The organism is Desulfuromonas sp. DDH964 (assembly GCF_001611275.1).
Lineage (GTDB): Bacteria > Desulfobacterota > Desulfuromonadia > Desulfuromonadales > DDH964 > DDH964.
This window is the reverse complement of sequence record NZ_CP015080.1, coordinates 1,257,871-1,276,732: the sequence shown is the minus strand read 5'-3', so window position 1 is coordinate 1,276,732 and position 18,862 is coordinate 1,257,871. Positions and strand designations below refer to the sequence as shown.

At 62.4% G+C, this 18,862-nt stretch carries 14 protein-coding genes and 2 pseudogenes; 4 read left to right on the top strand and 12 right to left on the bottom strand.

Annotated features, from left to right (window positions below):
- Positions 1-34 precede the first annotated feature (34 nt).
- Genes DBW_RS05800 through DBW_RS05790 form a run of 3 tightly spaced genes read left to right on the top strand, consistent with a single transcriptional unit; the run spans position 35 to position 2,000 of the window.
- Positions 35-901, top strand: coding sequence for a S66 peptidase family protein (locus DBW_RS05800; protein ID WP_066725569.1), 867 nt, complete (start codon positions 35-37; stop codon positions 899-901).
- Positions 898-1,473 (top strand): nucleoside recognition domain-containing protein, encoded by a 576-nt coding sequence (locus DBW_RS05795; RefSeq protein WP_066725567.1) that lies wholly within the window; start codon positions 898-900, stop codon positions 1,471-1,473. Before DBW_RS05800 ends, DBW_RS05795 begins: the two co-directional genes overlap by 4 nt.
- Positions 1,470-2,000: a spore maturation protein gene (locus DBW_RS05790; RefSeq protein ID WP_066725564.1), complete on the top strand. Its 531-nt coding sequence runs from the start codon at positions 1,470-1,472 to the stop codon at positions 1,998-2,000. Before DBW_RS05795 ends, DBW_RS05790 begins: the two co-directional genes overlap by 4 nt.
- A gap of 750 nt (positions 2,001-2,750) precedes the next feature.
- Here the strand turns inward: DBW_RS05790 and DBW_RS05785 are convergent.
- Positions 2,751-3,851: pseudogene (locus DBW_RS05785) on the bottom strand (IS4 family transposase); the annotation flags it as partial.
- A 698-nt stretch (positions 3,852-4,549) separates the two neighbouring features.
- On the opposite strand from DBW_RS05785, the gene DBW_RS05780 reads away from it, so the two are divergent.
- Positions 4,550-5,263, top strand: coding sequence for a class II glutamine amidotransferase (locus DBW_RS05780; RefSeq protein ID WP_066725561.1), 714 nt, complete (start codon positions 4,550-4,552; stop codon positions 5,261-5,263).
- Positions 5,264-5,329: 66 nt separating this feature from the next.
- On the opposite strand, the gene DBW_RS05775 is transcribed toward DBW_RS05780, so the two are convergent.
- The 11 genes and pseudogenes from DBW_RS05775 to DBW_RS05730 form a co-directional block, all read right to left on the bottom strand.
- A complete protein-coding gene (locus DBW_RS05775; protein WP_066725558.1) occupies positions 5,330-5,680 on the bottom strand; it encodes a HepT-like ribonuclease domain-containing protein in 351 nt (116 codons plus the stop codon).
- Positions 5,670-5,966 carry a nucleotidyltransferase family protein gene (locus DBW_RS05770; RefSeq protein ID WP_066725555.1) on the bottom strand — a complete coding sequence of 99 codons (297 nt, stop codon included), beginning with the start codon at positions 5,964-5,966 and terminating at the stop codon, positions 5,670-5,672. Before DBW_RS05770 ends, DBW_RS05775 begins: the two co-directional genes overlap by 11 nt.
- A gap of 108 nt (positions 5,967-6,074) precedes the next feature.
- Positions 6,075-7,112 carry a DUF5924 family protein gene (locus DBW_RS05765; protein ID WP_066725552.1) on the bottom strand — a complete coding sequence of 346 codons (1,038 nt, stop codon included), beginning with the start codon at positions 7,110-7,112 and terminating at the stop codon, positions 6,075-6,077.
- A gap of 1,251 nt (positions 7,113-8,363) precedes the next feature.
- A pseudogene (locus tag DBW_RS05760) lies at positions 8,364-9,461 on the bottom strand (IS4 family transposase); the annotation flags it as partial.
- A gap of 70 nt (positions 9,462-9,531) precedes the next feature.
- Positions 9,532-10,287: an IS21-like element helper ATPase IstB gene (istB, locus tag DBW_RS05755; protein WP_066723645.1), complete on the bottom strand. Its 756-nt coding sequence runs from the start codon at positions 10,285-10,287 to the stop codon at positions 9,532-9,534.
- 14 nt (positions 10,288-10,301) lie between these two features.
- The gene (gene istA / locus DBW_RS05750) at positions 10,302-11,828 is read right to left on the bottom strand and encodes an IS21 family transposase (RefSeq protein WP_066723643.1); all 1,527 of its coding nucleotides are present in this window, start codon (positions 11,826-11,828) and stop codon (positions 10,302-10,304) included.
- A gap of 986 nt (positions 11,829-12,814) precedes the next feature.
- Positions 12,815-13,825, bottom strand: coding sequence for an SEC-C metal-binding domain-containing protein (locus DBW_RS18930; RefSeq protein WP_066725549.1), 1,011 nt, complete (start codon positions 13,823-13,825; stop codon positions 12,815-12,817).
- Between the two features lie 382 nt (positions 13,826-14,207).
- The gene (locus DBW_RS05740; RefSeq protein WP_231875390.1) at positions 14,208-14,432 is read right to left on the bottom strand and encodes a prevent-host-death protein; all 225 of its coding nucleotides are present in this window, start codon (positions 14,430-14,432) and stop codon (positions 14,208-14,210) included.
- 231 nt (positions 14,433-14,663) lie between these two features.
- Positions 14,664-14,786, bottom strand: a complete 123-nt coding sequence (locus DBW_RS19065) for a FitA-like ribbon-helix-helix domain-containing protein (protein ID WP_257722365.1) — start codon at positions 14,784-14,786, stop codon at positions 14,664-14,666.
- Between the two features lie 15 nt (positions 14,787-14,801).
- A complete protein-coding gene (locus tag DBW_RS05735) occupies positions 14,802-15,410 on the bottom strand; it encodes a DUF1318 domain-containing protein (protein ID WP_066725540.1) in 609 nt (202 codons plus the stop codon).
- Between the two features lie 85 nt (positions 15,411-15,495).
- Positions 15,496-18,735 carry a hypothetical protein gene (locus tag DBW_RS05730; RefSeq protein WP_066725537.1) on the bottom strand — a complete coding sequence of 1,080 codons (3,240 nt, stop codon included), beginning with the start codon at positions 18,733-18,735 and terminating at the stop codon, positions 15,496-15,498.
- Positions 18,736-18,862: the final 127 nt, after the last annotated feature.

Genomic DNA, 18,862 nt, shown 5'->3' with positions numbered 1-18,862 from the left:
CGAACTCCACTTTCGCCCATGGGCAGAGGTCGCCGTGAAGAACGTCTTTCTCGTCACCCCCAGCTACCTGATCAAGCAGAAGCGCGACTTCACCGCCGGCCTCCGGCAGCTCGCCGCCCTCGGGCTGCAGGTCCTCAACCCCGAGTTTCCGAGGGTCCTGCCGAGCCCGCACGAGAAGGCGGAGCAACTCCACCGCGCCTTTGCCGACCCCCAGGTCGACCTGATCCTCGCCCTGCGCGGCGGCTACAGCGCGATGAAGAGCCTCCCCTTCCTCGACTTCGAGCTGATCGGGCGCCACCCCAAACTTCTTGCCGGCTTCAGCGACCTCTCCGCCCTGCTCAATCCGATCTTCGAGCGCACCGGGCTGGTCACCCTGCACGCGCCGATGGTGATCAACCTCGACGCGCCGACCGGTTTCACCCTGCGCTCGCTGCGCAACGCCCTCGCCGGCTACCCGCAAACCAACCTGCTGCGCGGCGCGCCGGTCAAGGTCTACCGTCCCGGATCCGCCAGCGGCGTGCTCAAGGGGGGGAACCTGATCACCCTGACGGCACTGCTCAGGACCGACTGGGAGATCGACACCCGGGGGGCGATTCTCTTTCTCGAGGATGTCGACGAGCAGCTGCACCAGGTCGACCGCTACCTGACCCAGTGGATTCTCGCCGGCAAGTTCCGCGGGGTCCGCGGGCTGATCCTCGGCGACTTCCGCGGCATCAAAAGCCGCCAGGTCTACGAGATCCTCGCCTCCCAGCTCGAGCTCGACTTCCCGGTGCTGCACTGCCCGTACATCGGCCATGTCGCCAACAAGATTACCCTGCCGGTCGGCGCCACGGTCGAATTCGATACCGGGCGCAAACAGCTGCTGATCCGGGCGCTGAACTTCCCCGGGGGGAAGCGATGAATCTCCTCTGGCTGCTGATGATCTGCATCAGCATCGTCTTCGCCATCGTCACCGGGCACCTCGATGCCTTTACCAAGGCGCTCTTCGACGGCGCCAAGGCGGCGGTGGAGGTCTCCCTCTACCTCCTCGGCATCGTCTCACTCTGGCTCGGCATCACCAGGATCCTCGAAGATGCCGGCCTGATCCAGCGCATCGCCCACCTCTTCCGACCGCTGATCTGCCGCCTCTTCAAAACGATTCCCGGCGATCATCCCTCGATCACCGCCATCACCCTCAATGTCCTCGCCAACCTCTTCGGCCTCGGCAACGCCGCCACCCCCCTCGGGATCCAGGCGATGCAGAAGCTTGAGACCCTCAACCCGGAGCCGGGAGCCATCACCCCCGAGATGATGACCTTCATCGTCCTCAACACCGCCAGCCTCCAGCTGATCCCCTTCTCGGTGATCGGCATCCTCGCCAGTTACGGCCACCCCAATCCGGCCGTCTTCGTCTTCCCGGTGCTCCTCGCCACCCTGATCTCGACGATGACGGCGCTGCTGGTGCTGGGCCTGTTCCGGAAGCTCTGCCGATGATCGAGTCGATCGAATACGTCTCGCTGCTGATCATCCCGCTCTTCATCCTCTTCGCGGTCCTCTACGGCGCCCTCAAGAAGGTGCGGGTCTACGACTCCTTCGTCACCGGCGCCAAGGAGGGGCCGGCGATCATCCTCAGGATCTTCCCCTACCTGCTGACGATCTTTGTCGCCATCAAGGGATTCCAGGCCTCGGGCGCCTTCGACCTGCTCCGCGACGGCTTCTACCACCTCTTCGCCTTTCTCGGCATCCCGCTCGAGGCGGTCTCGATGGCGCTGATCAAGCCCCTGTCGGGGAGCGCCGCCACCGCCCTGTTTGCCGACATCGTCCAGAGTACCGGCCCCGAGTCCCGCGCCACCCAGCTGTCGGCGGTGATCATGGGGAGCGCCGAGACGACCTTCTACGTCCTCGCCGTCTACCTCGGCGCCGTCGGCATCAAGAAGACCCGCTTCCTGGTGCCGGTCTGCCTGGTGGCGGACGCCATCGGCATTGGCGTGGCGGTGGTGGTGACGCGGTGGTTTTTCTGAGGACGAAAGACGAACGACGGGTTTCACGCGGATCAGGCCCACGACTTAAGGTTGAATCTAGAACTTAATCACAGATAACCAAAGTCGGCGGGACGCGCCCCGCCAGGCGCCTTACTTTTTGTCCTGGCCAACAAAAAGTAAGCAAAAAGTGGCCTTCCCCTCGCGGGGGGCATGCCGCCACGGCCGGTCCCGGTTCCAAACGCCGGCGGTGCAGATAGTGACCCGCCACGCTTCGTGGGACCGCGTCTTCGAACCAACATAGTCGCGGAAAGCTGCCAACTCCGTGCTGTGGCTGTAAACTGCTTGTGGTGTTAAAGGCAAATACCAAAAGGACGATCAGCAACTACGCACCGCCAGGAGTACTACCCTTCGCACCGCACCCGGGACCCCAGACGGATGGGTCCCGGCGCCTTTGGATGCGGATCGGTATACAGGAGAGGCCGCACCGCGCTACATTGACCCGTAACCAGGTCAACAACCGCATGGCCCCACGCCGAGTGGCGGCCCTTTCTTTGGTGACTTTCTTTGGGCCAGCAAAGAAAGCCACCCGGCTGCCGGCCGGAACCGGCGGTCCTGATCTTGACCATAGGACTTTATCGAACATAAAAGAACAAGGTCGGCGGGACGCGCCCCGCCAGGCGCCTTACTTTTTGTCCAGGCCAACAAAAAGTCAGTAGTGTCCGGTTAAGAAGTTGCATAGGCTCCGAAGTCCAAGTCAATGATATCGGGAGGCCCTAAGCCTGCGGCCGCATCCTCGGCGGCCTCGTTGCGAATATTGTTGCGAAGCTCACGCACCCTGTTGATGCTGACACGTTCGCCATGCTCTTCGTGGCAGTAGATGGCCAGCAGCAAATAAGTAATCAACCCTGCGAGGATCTGCACCAGCAGGCCGTAGGGACTGCGGGCAATCAGGTGATACACCTTGAGGTGGCGCTTCCACCAGGCGAAGAAGGACTCGATCGTCCAGCGTAGCTTGTAGATCAAGGCAATCTGCTCGGCGGTCAGATCGAAGCGGTCGGTGGCGACCCAATAGGATTTTTGGTCAACCTTGTAGCCGACCACACGCACTTCTCGTTCGGTCTGGTTGACATCTTTGGTGCCGAGCAACACCCTGGCGTCATAGAAAACATGACTGCCGGGGACAACAGGATTGGCGCTCAACTCCGTCTTACGAGAACTGGCTTTGATGCGGCAGACAAAGTGGCGTCCCTGATCCTGCCAGTCGTCAAAGTTTTTGTAACACTGGTAATAGCGGTCATAGACACCTGTCTGACCGGGAGCCACGAGCCGTTCCGCCTGAGGACGCTCGTCGCCCTTGCCGTCGGTTAATGTGACTTTCTGGGGGACACCACGACCGATATCGAACCCCAGGTGAACCTTGGCCTTTTTGGCTCCGTCTCGATAGTCCGCCCAGAGCATGGACAGCGTAGCGTCAATCAGCGAACCATCGACGGCGATCAGATCGCCGAGATCGGAGATGTCTTTGGCGACAGGAATCTTTTGTGAGACCTGTTTCTGCAGGTCTTCGTAAACATGAATCATCTGCTCCAGCCCTCGGGTATTGATCGCCTCAAAGAAGGCGCTTTTCCGGATACCGCCGGGCGGTGCAATATGAGTCGCGGCAAAATCTTCCTGCGTCAGAACCTGAAGCAGATGACGCCCCGAAGAATGCTCTTCGAGGTGATAGTAGGTCAGGATTTTCAACTGATCTTCAAACGTCATCTGCAGTGGCCTGTTGCCTCGGGCCTCAAGAACCGGGGCATGTTCGAGAGCGCCCTTGAACGGGGTAAAAAGTCGGACAATGGAGCGCCTGCTAAGCCGGGTACGGTGGCAGCGAACAAGTAATGACATTTTCGTAAATCCTCATATAAAATAGGTATTTACGAAAATCACCGCGCCGACTTCACGACGATTTGTCAAGCAAAAAATACGCTAACTTGTGAAAATATTTACAATTATCTGCAACTTTGGGTGAATGCAATTTGCTAACCGGACACTACTGACAAAAAGTAAGCAAAAAGTGGCCTTCCCCTAGCGGGGGGCATGCCGCCACGGCCGGTCCCGGTTCCAAACGCCGGCGGTCCAGATAGGGACCAGGGGCGCTTCGTGGCACCGCGTCTTCGGGCGAGAGTGCATCGCGGAAAGCTGCCAACTCCGTGCTGTGGCTGTAAACGGCTTGTGGTGTTAAAGGCAAATACCAAAAGGACGATCAGCAACTACGCACCGCCAGGTGTACTACCCTTCGCACCGCACCCGGGACCCCAGACGGATGGGTCCCGGCGTCTTGGGGTGCGGATCGGTATACGGCAGGAACACCACCGTGCCATCTTGACCTGCACCCCGCTGTAACACCGCATGGCCCCACGCCGAGTGGCGGCCCTTTCTTTGGTGACTTTCTTTGGGCCAGCAAAGAAAGCCACCCGGCTGCCGGCCGGAACCGGCGACCTTGATTCTGCTCTAACCGTTTCGAAAAACCATTAGATCCAAAGTTATCCGCGCGAAACGTTTTTCAGACTCCGAGTTTTCAGGGTAGTTTACGAGGTTTTCAGATGTGCCGAGTCATTGGAATAACCCATTTCGACTGGTCCAAACACCGGACCATCATCGAACGTTTCTGTCAGCTCGCCCGCACCGGCGTCGTCATGGCCGAAGACCCGCCCGGGCACCTTGACGGCTGGGGGCTCGCCTTTTACCGGGAGGGACGGCTGGTCGTGCACAAGAGCGGCGCCAGCATCCTCGATGAGCGTGAGCGCCTCTTCACCCTCCTCGATGGGGCGCCGACCGCGCCGGCGCTGATCCTCCACCTGCGCAAGTCGGCCTGGAGCGGCACCTCCAGCACCCGCCACGCCCACCCCTTCTTCCTCGGCAACAACGTCTTCTTTCACAACGGCGTCGTCTACGACTACCAGCAACTGCTGGCGCAGATCACCCCGCCCGGCCCGCCGGACGACGCCCGCGACACCGAGGTCTTCTTCCACCACGTGCTGAGCCGCCCGGGGGAGGACCTCGGCGCGCAGTTCCTCGCTTCGGTGGCGACGATCCGGCAGCAGCACCACTTTTCGGCGCTGAACTGCCTCTTCAGTGACGGGGCGAAGCTCTACGCCTACCGCGACTTTGCCCGGGAGCCGGACTACTACTCCCTCTTCAAGGCTGCAGCCGGTGATTCCTGCTTTATTTCGTCGGAGGTGCTGGATGCGGGGATGAGGTGGGAGCTGATGGCGAAGGAGGAGTTTCTGGCGATCGAACTGGGGGAGACGGTTTAATTCCGATCAGACCCCAGCACTCCTGCACCCCGATCGGGTTCAAGAGATGAAGGACCAGGCCTTGATTCAAACCGAAATTTGATCGAGAAGATCCCTGACCGTACCTTCCAAAAGGTTCAGGTCCTGTTGAATTGTCTCCCAGACGATTTCCGGATCCACTCCAAAACACTCATGAATCAGTTTGTTGCGCATAGCCCCCATCTCCCGCCAGGGGAGCCCGGGATGGCGGTCGCGCATTTCGTCCGGGATTTTCCTGGCCGCCTCGCCGATGATTTCGAGACTGCGAACCACGGCGTGGAACGTTTTGCGATCGGAGTGGAATTGCGGGAAATCCATACCCGCAACAAATTCGCGGATATCCTGGACCGACTGCAGGATGTCTTCGAGGTAGTCCCGCACTTCCCGCTTAATGGACATAGCGGACTTCGTCAAGGATATGCCGGCCGATATGCGGCTTAAGCGCCTTCCGCGTCACCAGGTCGACCTCCCGGCCAAGGATTTTGCGCAGGCGATCCTCAAGTTGCAGAAAGGCAACAAACCCGACCGGTCGCGTGAAATCGACCAGCAGGTCGATATCACTCCCTTCACCCTGTTCCCCACGGGCGAAGGAACCGAAAATACCGATTTCGGCAACGGCGTAATCACGCCGCAGTTCCTCCAGGTGGGTTCGCAGGGCAAGATTAATTTCTTCGAATTCTGTCATGCCAGTTCGCTCCGGGAAGGTATATACCGGCTTTCTTTATAGCATGCTCCGGGGAGACCGCCAACTGCAAACGCCCCTGGGCAGACGCAAGCCCTGGACCCGATGCTGTCAATTCACCGCCCCCGATTCTTCTGCCACAGTAACGGTAAAGTCGGCAAGGCCGATCAGCTGGCCCGAGTCGGTCACCACCCGCAGCTGCCAGCGGCCGACGGCAGCGGCCGGAAAGTTGCGCTTGTGGGTCCAGGCGCGGTACCCCTCGGCGCGGCCGCCGCGAATGTCGAGGGTGATGCGGTCGACGAGGGCGCCGTCGTGCAGCCAGAGATGGTGGATCTGCTCCTGCAAGCCGCGCGGCGCGCGCACCGCGGTCCAGGCAAAGAGCCCTTCCCGCTGCAGGGTCGCCTCGTCGATGGCGCGCAGATTGCTGCCGGGGGAGCGCCGTTCCGGGTCGACCTGCCGGGTCAGCTCGATCGCCACCAGGCGCAGGGTCGCCGGCGGGATCCAGACCCGCGCCTGCCAGAGCCCGGCCGCGAGGACGACCAGAAGCAGGGCGAGGAGCGGCAGCCGCCACCAGCGGTCGAAGGGGAGGAGGCGACCGAGGCTCGGCAGGCTGAAGAGGAGCGCCAGCACCAGCGCCAGGACGAGGCTCTCCCCGGTCGTCAGGTGGAGGAGCAGCGGCAGCACCACCAGCAGCAGAGCAAAGAGGGAGAAGGCATGGAAGACGATGAAGAGGGCGCGGCGCGGCGCCAGCTGCTTGTAGTAGAGGGGGTCGATCAGCGAGAGGAGCGCGCAGAGGATCAGCAGCAGGGTAAAGGCGGCCTGGCCGGTGCTCCAGGTGGTGGCGACGACGAAAAAAGGGAGGACGAAGAAGAAACTCTCCTGCTGCACCATCTGGGTGGCGAAGCGCATCACGAAGGGCGGCAGCTCGATCCCGAAGCGCCGCAGCAGCCCGACCCGCAGCCAGTTCTCCAGCAGCAGCCAGCCCCAGCTCGCCAGCATCAGCAGCGCGATCGCCTGGGCGTAGGTTTCGCGCCGCTCGACCAGCAGGAAACTGGCGACGCCGGAGGCGAAGGCGAGCACCGCCATCAGGCCGGCGTGGCGCTCGAAGAGGGCGATCAGGTTGAGGATCAGGGTCTTGGGGGACTTCATGGCAATGGAATCCGGGTTGGTAGGGGATTCCTGGAACGTCCATCCGGCTTGGTTCGTGATCAGGATAGCAGAAAACGGAGGCGCGCAGGATTCTTTCCAGCGGCCGGGGTCATGGGGGGATCCAGGAGAGAGAAGACTGCAGGGGGGAGATTTGAATCGGCGTTCAATCATTCAGATCGCCGGCATTCCCGGATTGCCAAAACGTCAAACCGGACGCTGGACATCACTTTCTAGCGGGCCACCATCATCCCCATCTCCGGTGTGAAAGCTGCCCCGCCGCGCCCCTCGGAAACTGCGGTCAACCACAACGGCGCCGGCGATGGAATGCGCCCCGCGCCCAACCGGTGCCCCAGGCGGATGGGCACCGGCGTCTTGGGGTGCAGGACCGCTGCGCAGGTTGAGCCGCACAGCCTTTATTGATCAACAGCATGGTCCATCAACGCATGGCCCCACGCCGAGTGGCGGCCCTTTCTTTGGTGACTTTCTTTGGGCCGGCAAAGAAAGCCACCCGGCTGCCGGGCGGAACCGGAAACCTTGGTCCTAATTTGGAACAGTACCGAAAAGAACAAAACCGGCGGGACGCGCCCCGCCAGGCGCCTTACTTTTTGTCCAGGCCAACAAAAAGTAAGCAAAAAATGGCCTTCCCCTCGCGGGGGGCATGCCGCCACGGCCGGTCCCGGTTCCAAACGCCGGCGGTGCAGATAGTGACCAGCGGCGCTTCATGGGACCGCGTCTTCGAACCAACAGAGTCGCGGAAAGCTGCCTCTTCCACACTGTGGCCGTAAACTGCTCGTGTTGTTTAAGGTCAAAGGCACCTGCTTTTGGCCATTAACACCAGAGCGAGCAGCAGACTCTCTTTGTCAATCGGATCACCCTTCGCCACGCACCCGGGACCCCAGACGGATGGGTCCCGGCGCCTTGGGGTGCGGATCGGTATACAGCAGGAACACCACCGTGCCATCTTGACCAGCACACCGGTCAGCCACCGCATGGCCCCACGCCGAGTGGCGGCCCTTTCTTTGGTGACTTTCTTTGGGCCAGCAAAGAAAGTCTCCCGGCTGCCGGCCGGGACCGGCGACCTTGATCCTGATATTGAACAATACCGAAAAGAACAAAACCGGCGGGACGCGCCCCGCCAGGCGCCTTTCTTTTTGTCCAGGCCAACAAAAAGTCAGTAGTGTCCGGTTAAGAAGTTGCATAGGCTCCGAAGTCCAAGTCAATGATATCGGGAGGCCCTAAGCCTGCGGCCGCATCCTCGGCGGCCTCGTTGCGAATATTGTTGCGAAGCTCACGCACCCTGTTGATGCTGACACGTTCGCCATGCTCTTCGTGGCAGTAGATGGCCAGCAGCAAATAAGTAATCAACCCTGCGAGGATCTGCACCAGCAGGCCGTAGGGACTGCGGGCAATCAGGTGATACACCTTGAGGTGGCGCTTCCACCAGGCGAAGAAGGACTCGATCGTCCAGCGTAGCTTGTAGATCAAGGCAATCTGCTCGGCGGTCAGATCGAAGCGGTCGGTGGCGACCCAATAGGATTTTTGGTCAACCTTGTAGCCGACCACACGCACTTCTCGTTCGGTCTGGTTGACATCTTTGGTGCCGAGCAACACCCTGGCGTCATAGAAAACATGACTGCCGGGGACAACAGGATTGGCGCTCAACTCCGTCTTACGAGAACTGGCTTTGATGCGGCAGACAAAGTGGCGCCCCTGATCCTGCCAGTCGTCAAAGTTTTTGTAACACTGGTAATAGCGGTCATAGACACCTGTCTGACCGGGAGCCACGAGCCGTTCCGCCTGAGGACGCTCGTCGCCCTTGCCGTCGGTTAATGTGACTTTCTGGGGGACACCACGACCGATATCGAACCCCAGGTGAACCTTGGCCTTTTTGGCTCCGTCTCGATAGTCCGCCCAGAGCATGGACAGCGTAGCGTCAATCAGCGAACCATCGACGGCGATCAGATCGCCGAGATCGGAGATGTCTTTGGCGACAGGAATCTTTTGTGAGACCTGTTTCTGCAGGTCTTCGTAAACATGAATCATCTGCTCCAGCCCTCGGGTATTGATCGCCTCAAAGAAGGCGCTTTTCCGGATACCGCCGGGCGGTGCAATATGAGTCGCGGCAAAATCTTCCTGCGTCAGAACCTGAAGCAGATGACGCCCCGAAGAATGCTCTTCGAGGTGATAGTAGGTCAGGATTTTCAACTGATCTTCAAACGTCATCTGAAGTGGCCTGTTGCCTCGGGCCTCAAGAACCGGGGCATGTTCGAGAGCGCCCTTGAACGGGGTAAAAAGTCGGACAATGGAGCGCCTGCTGCGGATTCCGATGAAAGTTGCCAGCCGTTCCAGCGCAAAGTTGCCACTCGTTCCAAGGCAAAGTTGCCAGTGATCGGAGCGTAGCGACGCTGGAGTTTTTGTCTTACGCCAAGTTGCCGATCGGGTCAAGCTGGGATCGCCGTTTGCGCATCGATTCTCCTTTCAAGGTGAGCCGGTAGGCGTTGTGGATGAGGCGGTCGAGGATGGCGTCGGCGACCGTCGGATCCCCGAGGTAGTCGTGCCAGGCTTCGACCGGAAGCTGGCTGGTGATCAGGGTCGAACGCAGATTGTGGCGGTCCTCGAGGATTTCGAGCAGATCGCGGCAACCGGCGGCGGTCATGGGGGCGAGCCCCCAATCGTCGAGGACGAGCAGTTGAGTCTTGGCGACTCTATCCATCATCTTGGGGTAGCGGCCGTCGGCCCGCGCGAGGGCCAGTTCCTCCAGGAAGCGGGGCAGGCGCAGGTAGAGGGTCTTGCAGCCGAGGCGGCAGGCCTTGTGAGCCAAGGCGCAGGCGAGGTAGCTCTTGCCGACGCCGGTGGGGCCGGTGATGAGAATGTTGTGGCCCTTGGCGAGGTAGCGACCGCCGGCCAGCGCCAGCACGAGGTCGCGGTCGAGTCCCCGGGGTGCCCTCCAGTCGAGGTCCTCGATGCAGGCGCTCTGACGCAGCCGGGCCGTGCGCAGGCGAGTGGTGAGCCGGCGGCTGTCGCGCTCGGTCTGCTCGCGGTCGACCAGCAGGCCGAGGCGCTCCTCGAAGCTCAAGGCATCGGCGGTCTCGCTAAGGCGCTGTTCCTGAAGGGCCTTGAGCATGCCGGTCAGCTTGAGGGCGCGCAGTTTGTCGTCGGTGGGGTGGCTGAGCATGGTGGTCTCCTTGGTCAGTGGTAGTAGCCGGCGCCGCGGATGTTGTCGTGACTCGGCAGCAATGAGAGTTGGGACTCGGTGGACTCGGGGAGCGACTGGCGGTCCAGTCCGGTTTTGAGGATCGAGGCGACGCTCTTGAGGCGACAGGCGTTTGTTGCCAGGGCCCGCTGGCAGGCCGCCTCCAGGCGCTCGGGCGTGTAGGTCTTGGCCAGCCGGATCAGCCCCAGGACGCTGCGGTAGCCCTGCTGGGGATGGGCCCGTGAGGCCAGGATCTTCTCTGCCAAGGCGGCGGTGTGCGGTCCGGTTTTGGCCGCCCAGGAAACCAGGCGCTGCGGCGTCCATTCGGCATACTCCCTGTGGCTTTTGGGCATGTGCTCGCCGAGAGTGGTGTGGCGACCGCGCTCAGAGGAGCGGACATGGGAGGCCACCCGTTGCCCTTTGTGCAGAAATTCGACGGTGGTCGCCGTCAGGCGCACGTCGAGCTGCTGCTTCACCAGCACATACGGGACCGAGTAGTAGTGGTGGTCGACTTCGGCATGGTAATCGATGTTGACCCGCGCATGGCGCCATTCGGCGAACGTATAGGGGGTCGCCGGCAGAGGATTCAGAGCCGGACGTTCCAGGGTGTCGAAGAGCTGCTGGCGGCAGCCGGGAAGCTTCTTGAAGGGGCGCCGGTTGAGGTGCTCCACCAGCTCCCGAATGGCGGCGTTGGCCTCGGCCAGACTGAAGAAGGTACGGTTGCGCAGCCGCGCCAGGATGAAGCGCTCGGCGACCAGAACCGCCGCCTCGACCTTGGCCTTGTCTTTGGGTTTGCGCACCCGCGCCGGAATCACCGCGCAGCCATAGTGAGCGGCCAGCTCCGCATAGGTGGGGTTGATGTCCGGTTCGTAGCGGCAGGGTTTGGAGACGGCGCTTTTCAGGTTGTCCGGAACAACGATCTCGGGCACTCCGCCGTAGAAGGAGAAGGCCCGGACATGCGAGCCGATCCAGTCCGGCAGCCCTTGGGTCCAGGTGGCTTCGGCAAACGTCTGGGAACTCGCCCCCAGGGCCGCGACGAACAGTTGCGCTTCGCGGATCTCGCCGGTGCGGCGGTCGACGATCGGCAGGGTCTGGCCGGTGTAGTCGACAAACAGCTTCTCGCCGGCTTTGTGCACCTGACGCATCGACAGACGCAGTTTGCCGGACCACTCACGGTACAGATCGCAGAAACGGCTGTAGCGATACCCCTCGGGATGGCTGTTCTGGTATTCCTCCCAGAGCAGCCCCAGGGTGACGCCCTTGCGCTTGAGTTCCTGATGGATGGTCGCCCAGTCGGGCATGGGGCGCTGGTCGGCGGGAATGACTGGCGCTGGCGGAAAGAGCAACTGTTCAAGTCGGGTTTCGTCCAGATTCTCTGGCAGCGGCCAAGACAACCCGGCGTGAGCGGCGCGTCTCAGAAATTCGCCCACCGTGGTGTGTGACGTGCCGACGGAGCGGGCGATGGCCCGCTGTGTCAGGCCGGCTTCGTAATGCAGACGCAGAACGTCCTTGATCTTGCGCATGGATAACCTCGTGTGTGCCAATGGGACCACCTCCTGGAAAAAGTCCAGAAGGTTGTACCCCGCGGTTACCCAGCGTCGCGAGAACTTTGATCAGTCTGACAGATTCACCGACCTCTTCCGCTCAAACTGGAAAGTTTGGATCGGAACGGGTGGAAACCTTGCGTCGGAATGACTGGCAAGTTTGGATCGGAATCAGTGGCAAGTTTGCATCGGAATCGGTGGAAAGTTTGGCTCGGAATACGCACGCCTGCTAAGCCGGGTACGGTGGCAGCGAACAAGTAATGACATTTTCGTAAATCCTCATATAAAATAGGTATTTACGAAAATCGCCGCGCCGACTTCACGACGATTTGTCAAGCAAAAAATACGCTAACTTGTGAAAATATTTACAATTATCTGCAACTTTGGGTGAATGCAATTTGCTAACCGGACACTACTGACAAAAAGTAAGCAAAAAATGGCCTTCCCCTCGCGGGGGGCATGCCGCCACGGCCGGTCCCGGTTCCAAACGCCGGCGGTGCAGATAGTGACTCGCCACGCTTCGTGGGACCGCGTCTTCGAACCAACAGAGTCGCGGAAAGCTGTCTCTTCCGTACTGTGGCTGTAAACTGCTCGTGTTGTTTAAGGTCAAAGGCACCTGCTTTTGGCCATTAACTCCAGAGCGAGCAGCAGACTCTCTTTGTCAATCGGATCACCCTTCGCCACGCACCCGGGACCCCAGACGGATGGGTCCCGGCGCCTTGGGGTGCGGGTCGGTAAACAGCTGGAACCGTACTGCGCTACATTGACCCGTACCCAGGTCAATCACCGCATGGCCCCACGCCGAGTGGCGGCCCTTTCTTTGGTGACTTTCTTTGGGCCGGCAAAGAAAGCCACCCGGCGGCCGGCCGGAACCGGCGAAGTTGATTGGTTGATATCATCGTCTCAGGAAGAATCGAACCGACCAAAAATCTACCCCGCGGGCGCTGCACTCCGCTCCCCGCCGATCAACAGCGAAACTTTACGACTTCGTCGAGGAGCGGGCGCTTTCTGATCCGGATCAGATCGGGCAGGATCCGGTTGCCGACCCGTTCAATCTCCACCAAACCGAAAAATTCGGCAAAGCGCTCCAGCACCCGAAGTGAGTAACAGCCGCCGACCAGCTTTTGCGGCGTGAAGTATTCGTTGGCGGGGATTCCCTCCAGCAGCATCGGGAAAGCGGCCAGAAAGCGCTCGCAGTAGAAGGAGTCGGCACGTTGCTGATCCCCATGGCGGGACAGCAGAAGGAGCGAAAAGAGAAACGAGGACTGCAGGAAGGGAAAATCCGGGCAGCGATCCTGGTACCCCCATTCATAGCGCCGGACAAAGGCCTCGAATAGCACCGGGTAGAGCGCCCGGTTCCCCATGGTGGCCCTGAGGGTGCGACAGGTCTTCCCCAAGATGAACCGGCCGCGGTATTTTCGGACGAGCCCTGCCATTTCCGCCACCAGGCGCGTCACGTGAAGTTCGGGGAAATCCGGTTCGATATTGATTCCCGAATATTGGGTGACCTCCCGATAGCCCTCCTCGCCATGAAAGGACAGCGCGATGTCGCGGCAGAGATTGCGCGGCAAATTCCCCGTGGCAGTCGGCTTGAGCCCCTCGTCGCCGATGGCGTCCAGTAGCAGGTCGAGAAGCTGCATGACAGGAGCCTCAGGCTCCAGCGCCAGCTCGCGGGGGAAGATGGCCAGCTGCGGGGAATCGAAGGGCGCATAGAGGATCTTGCCCATCTGCTCCGAGGAAAGCCCCTCGAATTCGGCCCGCCCCTGTCGGTTCTTCCGGGCCATCTGCCAGCCGATATAGGCTTCCGCCTCTTTCAGCGAGCGGAAGGAGCGGCCGTCCACCATCTCCTTCAGTTCGTCGGCAAAGCCCCCTGCCGCTGCGCGGGAGGGGAAGGATTCCTCTTTGCCAAGGCAGCATTTCTTGAATTTTTGCCCGCTGCCGCAGGGGCAGGGATCGTTTCGGCCGACCTTTTCCATGGGATTATTGCCTCTTGGTGAGGTGATTCGACAAAGTGAGCCAGCCAAGGGGTGATCCCGCAATGGCTGACCGGGGCAGCCTCAGGCAACCGGGCAGAGCTATCCTCAGTTGTACAATTCGACGGCTGCCAAATCAAGTCAGGAAAGGAGGGGGGCAAGGTGGCGCGAGGCGGGGATGCGACAGGGGACGAGGCCAGCCTGGCGAAGATTTTCTTATGCCTCGACGAATGCTTAAATGTCAGGCCCAACCCTTGGCCTCCCCCGGGAGCCCGGTCACCGATACACGTCGTCGTGACTGCCGATGTCGAGGAGGACAATCTCCCTCTCAGTGAACATCAGGCGGGCTCGTCGTCCCCGACCGCTTTCAGCAGGTCGTCGGCCGTTACGAACTTATGCACCCGGCCGGCCTTGACATCTCCAGGGAAGAGCGCACCCGGGCAAGGTAGGCCTCCTGCGCCTCCGCTACCAGTTGCTGGTAGTGCTCCTCCGAGAGGACCACGTAGTGCGGCTGGTTGTTGCGGATGACGTGGACATCCCCCTTGGCAATACCCTCGTCACCCGCGGCAAGCCCACGGCGCTTGAGTTCCTGGGCAGGGATGGTATTCATGGCTGGTCTCCTCGGGGTACTTGATCTAGTACTGAGAAATCCTGCCCTGCCGGGACCTGGAATGCAACGATTCCCTTCTATTCAGCCTTCCTGGCGTATAGTGCAGGCGTCGGGGACTATCAGAGGAGGGCGATTTTGATGCCCAAAACAGGCTTTTAAGCTTGTTTTTGGCAGGGATTTTCATGGATTTGATTTGAATTTCGACCAGTTGGCTTGGTCCGACCCCGGAATTCACAAGGCCTCCCGCAGCAACCGCAAGGTCACGGCGTTGACGCTGACGCCCTCCCGGCTGCCCCGCTCCTTCAGGGCCTGGGCGGTCTGGTCGTCGATACCGCGTAAGGTCATGGTGCCCATGCCCGGAAACTACCCCTACTTGCGCGACCAGCTCCCCGTTTCCCCCTCCACATACCATCCCTTGCTCGCCTGTGTCTGCCAGGAATCGGCAAAAATCGCCTGCACTTCATCGGCCTTATCGGGGAAGCCGTTGGCCCGCGCGATCTCCTGGTAGAGGCGCAGCCGGTCGTCGTTTTCCGCCTGGACCAGCCGGGTCGCCTCGGCCCGGGCCTTCAGATCGAGGCCGTCACTGGTGCGCAGCTTGAGCAGACCGTCGTTGCCGATCCCGACCTGTCCGCCGTCAAGATAGGGGAAGAGCCTGGTTGAGCGTGCCTTGATGCTCGCCTGGATGGCGCGGATTTCCGGGGTGCTGACGTTGATATCCTGGGCGGCATAGGCCACCCCCGGCTGCCAGCCGTGGAAAAAGGAGCTGCCCGGGGCTTTCTCCCCGGCAGGCGGCGGGGTCGGGGTGGCGGGAGTGGTTGGGGCGGCGGGTGAACCGGGCCGCTCGCTCCAGACTTCATTGACGATGCGATCGGCGGCGCCGCGCATCTCCTCGGCGGGGAAGTAGATATTAATGGTGACGCAGGAGACCGCCAGCAGCAGGCAGGACCACAACAGATAACGCAGCAGGGCAGGCTTCATGAACAGCTCTCCTTCGAAAAGAGGTCAGGGGCAGGTCCCTTGGGTGCCGGATCGTTCCTTGACTATACTCCGCAATCGGGCTATTTCAACGGGGCGCGCCACTGGTACCTGCCCGGTCGAGGCGTTTGAGCCGCCTGACCATCTCCCGGAAGGAGACGGCCGGGCTGGTGGCGATCACATCGATGCGCGGCGGCAGCCAACCGCCGTACACCAGGTAACGGTCGGAACCTTCGCGGGCGGTCCCACGCAGGCGAAAGAGGTCGTTGTCGAGGGTACAGGCAAGGCCAATGCTCCGATAGCGGTAGAAATCGATAAAGCGATAGATCCCCCGGGAGAGGGCCGCCGAGAGTCCACCCTGGCTGAGAATGGAGAGGTTGTTCAGGGCCTTGACGCTGATGTTGCGGGTACCGCTCTCCCGCGAATGGAGGGTCGCCGCAAAATGGGTGGGGGTCGTGCCGAAGAGGCGCAGCTGGTGGATATGGCCGTCCACGACCCCGTTCATCTCGCCGAAGGCCAGGGTGCTGGTCAGGCGATAGAGATCGATGCCGGAATAGTCGATATCGGCGAGAAAGACCGGGTAAGGGGAGAAGAGTTCCCGTACCTGCATGTTGCGCAGCTCGATCTCCCCGCCAAAGACCTCGATGCGGGCCTCCCCGGCGATCTTGAGTTCGCCGCCCAGGTAATGGAGCCGGCCGAGATCGGCGCTGATGGCGCCCCGCAGCTCCGGCCAGCCCAGCTCACGGGTAAGGGTCTGCAGTTCCACGTTTGTGACCCTGACCTGGGCGGCGAGTTCCGGGGCGTGGGGCGGCAGGGCCAGCTCGAGATCCACCAGCACCAGTTCGCCGCCGGCCAGAGCGAGGTGCAAGGCCCCCGGCAGGCGCAGCTGGCCGGGGCGCGCAAGGATTGCCATCTCACCCGAAGCGGCGTGCAGGGGGGCGGCGGTCAGGCTGGTCCAGGCCAGGCGGGCGGAAGATTCCTCTGCGGCCGCCAGGGTACCGAGCTGCAAGGGGACCGTACCGCGAAGCCCGGCGAGCCGGAACGTCTTCCCCCAGCCGAGGGTTACATCGCGGGGTTCCAGGTTCAACAGCAGGCCCCATTCCGACGTCCGGCGAAGCCCGCGAACGCCGATCGCCAAGCCGCCGGCCAGGGAGAGCTCCTTCAGTTGCGGGAAGGCCTCCCCGAAAAGGCTGCGTCCCGGCCCATCCAGGGCCTCCTTCAGGTCCGGCAGCTCGATCACCCCGTCCAGGGCAGCGTCTGTCGTACCGATCTCCCCGGTCAGGTCGAGCCTGCCGAGGTGGGGGACCGCCAGATGCGCCGGGGCAACGTGCAGGGCCCCCTGAGCGAAGGTTCCCCGCATTCCGAACCGGGCGGAGACTTCCGCCAGAGGAAAGTAATAGGCGCCGAAGAGGAGCTCGCCGCCGGCCAGCTCCCCGTCCAGGGCAAAGCGTATCGGGGACGCCGGGGCGGCCGCCGCCTCCCCCCTGATCTTCAGCCGCTCGCCGAGAAGAGCGGAAAGACCGTCGGGCGCCATCCAGGAGGGTTTGCCGACCGCCAGCTCTTTCAGCCGGGCCGACCACCCCGCCCCGTCCAACTCCCCCTGAAAGCGCCCGGCGAGGGTGGCGCTCAGCGCTCCCGCCAGGGCGCCGTCCAACCGCCCTTTCCGCAAGCGCCACTTTGCGCCGGCGCGCGACAGGGTCCCGGCGAACTCGCCGCTGAAGGTGGTGAGCGCAGCAGCCCGGGGCAGAGTCACCTCCCCGGCCCGGACCAAAAGGGCCAGCTCCGGCCGCGCAGGACTGCCGCCGATCCCCACCAGCAGAGAGAGTTCCCCGGCCAGGGAAGGGAGCCCGAGGCCCGGTTGCTGCCGCGGCAACCGGGCGAGGGCGGGCAGGCGCAGATCGACCGTGCCGGCCCAGTTCTTTTCGCCCAGGTGCAGCGTCCCCCGCCAGAGGTTTCCCGCTCCCAGTTCCCCCTCCCCGTTCAGGTTCCAGCTATCCGCCGCCCCCTCGCCCGCCAGGATAAACGGGCCCAGGCGAAGCGTCCGTTCCCCCGTGCGGACCTCGCCGGAGCCGCCTTCGATTTTGATCCGCAGTCGCCGGCCGTCCCAGGCCGGCTCCAGCACCAGTTGCTGCAGAGACCATTGCGGCTCGGCCGGCAGTTGTATCCCCGCCAGGGCGAGCAGAGGCCGCAGGGCACGGTCATCGAGCTGCGCCAGTTGCAGCGCCGCGCTCAGCTCCCGCCCCGGCCCGGCCGGCGAGAAGCGCAAGGGACGGACTAGGAGCGACTGTCCCCGCCAGTCGAGGCGGGTCAGCTCCAGGGTTGGCGCGGGAGCAGGGCTCAGCTGCCCCGCGAGGGAGAGGGGATCTCCGGCCGGCCCGAGACGGGCCGACAGTTCCCAGAGGAAGGGAGTGCTGGTGCCGGAATGGCCGGTCAGCACCAGGTTCTGCAGCAGGGGCCGGGAAAAGTCTCTCTCCAGGGCCATGGCTCCAAGCTGCATATCGAGGCGCCAGGCGCCGTTGGCCAGCTCCGGGCGCAGGCGAAAGCCAGCGATCCGCCAGGGGAGCTTCCCTGGCAGCGTCGTCCCGAAGGCCCGGGCCAGAGGGCGCATCTCACCATCGGTCACTCCGGCCAGCTGGACTTCGCCGCTCAGGGCCACCAGCTTCCCCTGCTCCAGGGTCAGCCGCAGCGGCTCCTGCAAAAGCTCCCGCTCGCCCCAGGCAAGGTGGTCGATCCGGGCCTGCAGGGTCCCGGCCCAGGTTCCCGCGGTCGCGAGAGTGAGCCGCTGCTCCGGGTTGCTGGCGGAGCGCAGCAGCAAGGCGAGTTCCCATTGGCGCCCGAGCTTTCCGCGGCCGGCGAACCGCCAGCCAGGCCTCCCGGCACCGGTCGAAAGCTCTCCGTCGCGGCACTCGATCTCGGTGATGGCGAAGGGGGGCGATTCGGGCCAGGAGAAGGCTGTGCTATCCGTCGCCTTCTCACGGGAAAAGAGGCGGATTTTCGGTCCCACCAGAACCAGCCTCGGCAACCTTCCCGCAGTCAGCAGTTCCCGACCGAGACCGAGTCCCAGGCGTTCCATCTCCAGTTGCCAGTCCCCCGGCCGCAGGACCCTCACCCCGCTGATCTGCAGCCCCTCCCGATCCAGCAGCAACCGCTCGATCCCCACCTCCGCCTGAAACCGCCGGCCCAACTCGCGGACCAGCAGGGGCCGCACCACCTCCTGCAGCAGTCGATCCCGAAAGAGAACGACGGCACTGGCGGCCAACACGGTCACCAGCAGGGTCAGGGCGAAGATTTTCCGGAAACGGCGCAGGAGGATGGAGTGGGCTCTCATGCCCCTGAGTATAGTGGAGAAGGGGGCGGGTGGCGAATTCCCCGGGAATGGCCATCAAAAAGGCAGCGATTTCCCGGGTTCAGAAGATGGCGATGGGGAGGGGGATGGCGCGGGGCAGCGATTCAGG

Coding starts and splice junctions, on each gene's coding strand:
- DBW_RS05795 (WP_066725567.1), top strand. CDS start 898: ATGAATCTCCTCTGGCTGCTGATGATCTGCATCAGCATCGTCTTCGCC.
- DBW_RS05790 (WP_066725564.1), top strand. CDS start 1,470: ATGATCGAGTCGATCGAATACGTCTCGCTGCTGATCATCCCGCTCTTC.
- DBW_RS05780 (WP_066725561.1), top strand. CDS start 4,550: ATGTGCCGAGTCATTGGAATAACCCATTTCGACTGGTCCAAACACCGG.
- DBW_RS05775 (WP_066725558.1), bottom strand. CDS start 5,680: ATGTCCATTAAGCGGGAAGTGCGGGACTACCTCGAAGACATCCTGCAG.
- DBW_RS05770 (WP_066725555.1), bottom strand. CDS start 5,966: ATGACAGAATTCGAAGAAATTAATCTTGCCCTGCGAACCCACCTGGAG.
- DBW_RS05765 (WP_066725552.1), bottom strand. CDS start 7,112: ATGAAGTCCCCCAAGACCCTGATCCTCAACCTGATCGCCCTCTTCGAG.
- istB (WP_066723645.1), bottom strand. CDS start 10,287: ATGCTCAGCCACCCCACCGACGACAAACTGCGCGCCCTCAAGCTGACC.
- istA (WP_066723643.1), bottom strand. CDS start 11,828: ATGCGCAAGATCAAGGACGTTCTGCGTCTGCATTACGAAGCCGGCCTG.
- DBW_RS18930 (WP_066725549.1), bottom strand. CDS start 13,825: ATGGAAAAGGTCGGCCGAAACGATCCCTGCCCCTGCGGCAGCGGGCAA.
- DBW_RS05740 (WP_231875390.1), bottom strand. CDS start 14,432: ATGAATACCATCCCTGCCCAGGAACTCAAGCGCCGTGGGCTTGCCGCG.
- DBW_RS19065 (WP_257722365.1), bottom strand. CDS start 14,786: ATGGGCACCATGACCTTACGCGGTATCGACGACCAGACCGCCCAGGCC.
- DBW_RS05735 (WP_066725540.1), bottom strand. CDS start 15,410: ATGAAGCCTGCCCTGCTGCGTTATCTGTTGTGGTCCTGCCTGCTGCTG.
- DBW_RS05730 (WP_066725537.1), bottom strand. CDS start 18,735: ATGAGAGCCCACTCCATCCTCCTGCGCCGTTTCCGGAAAATCTTCGCC.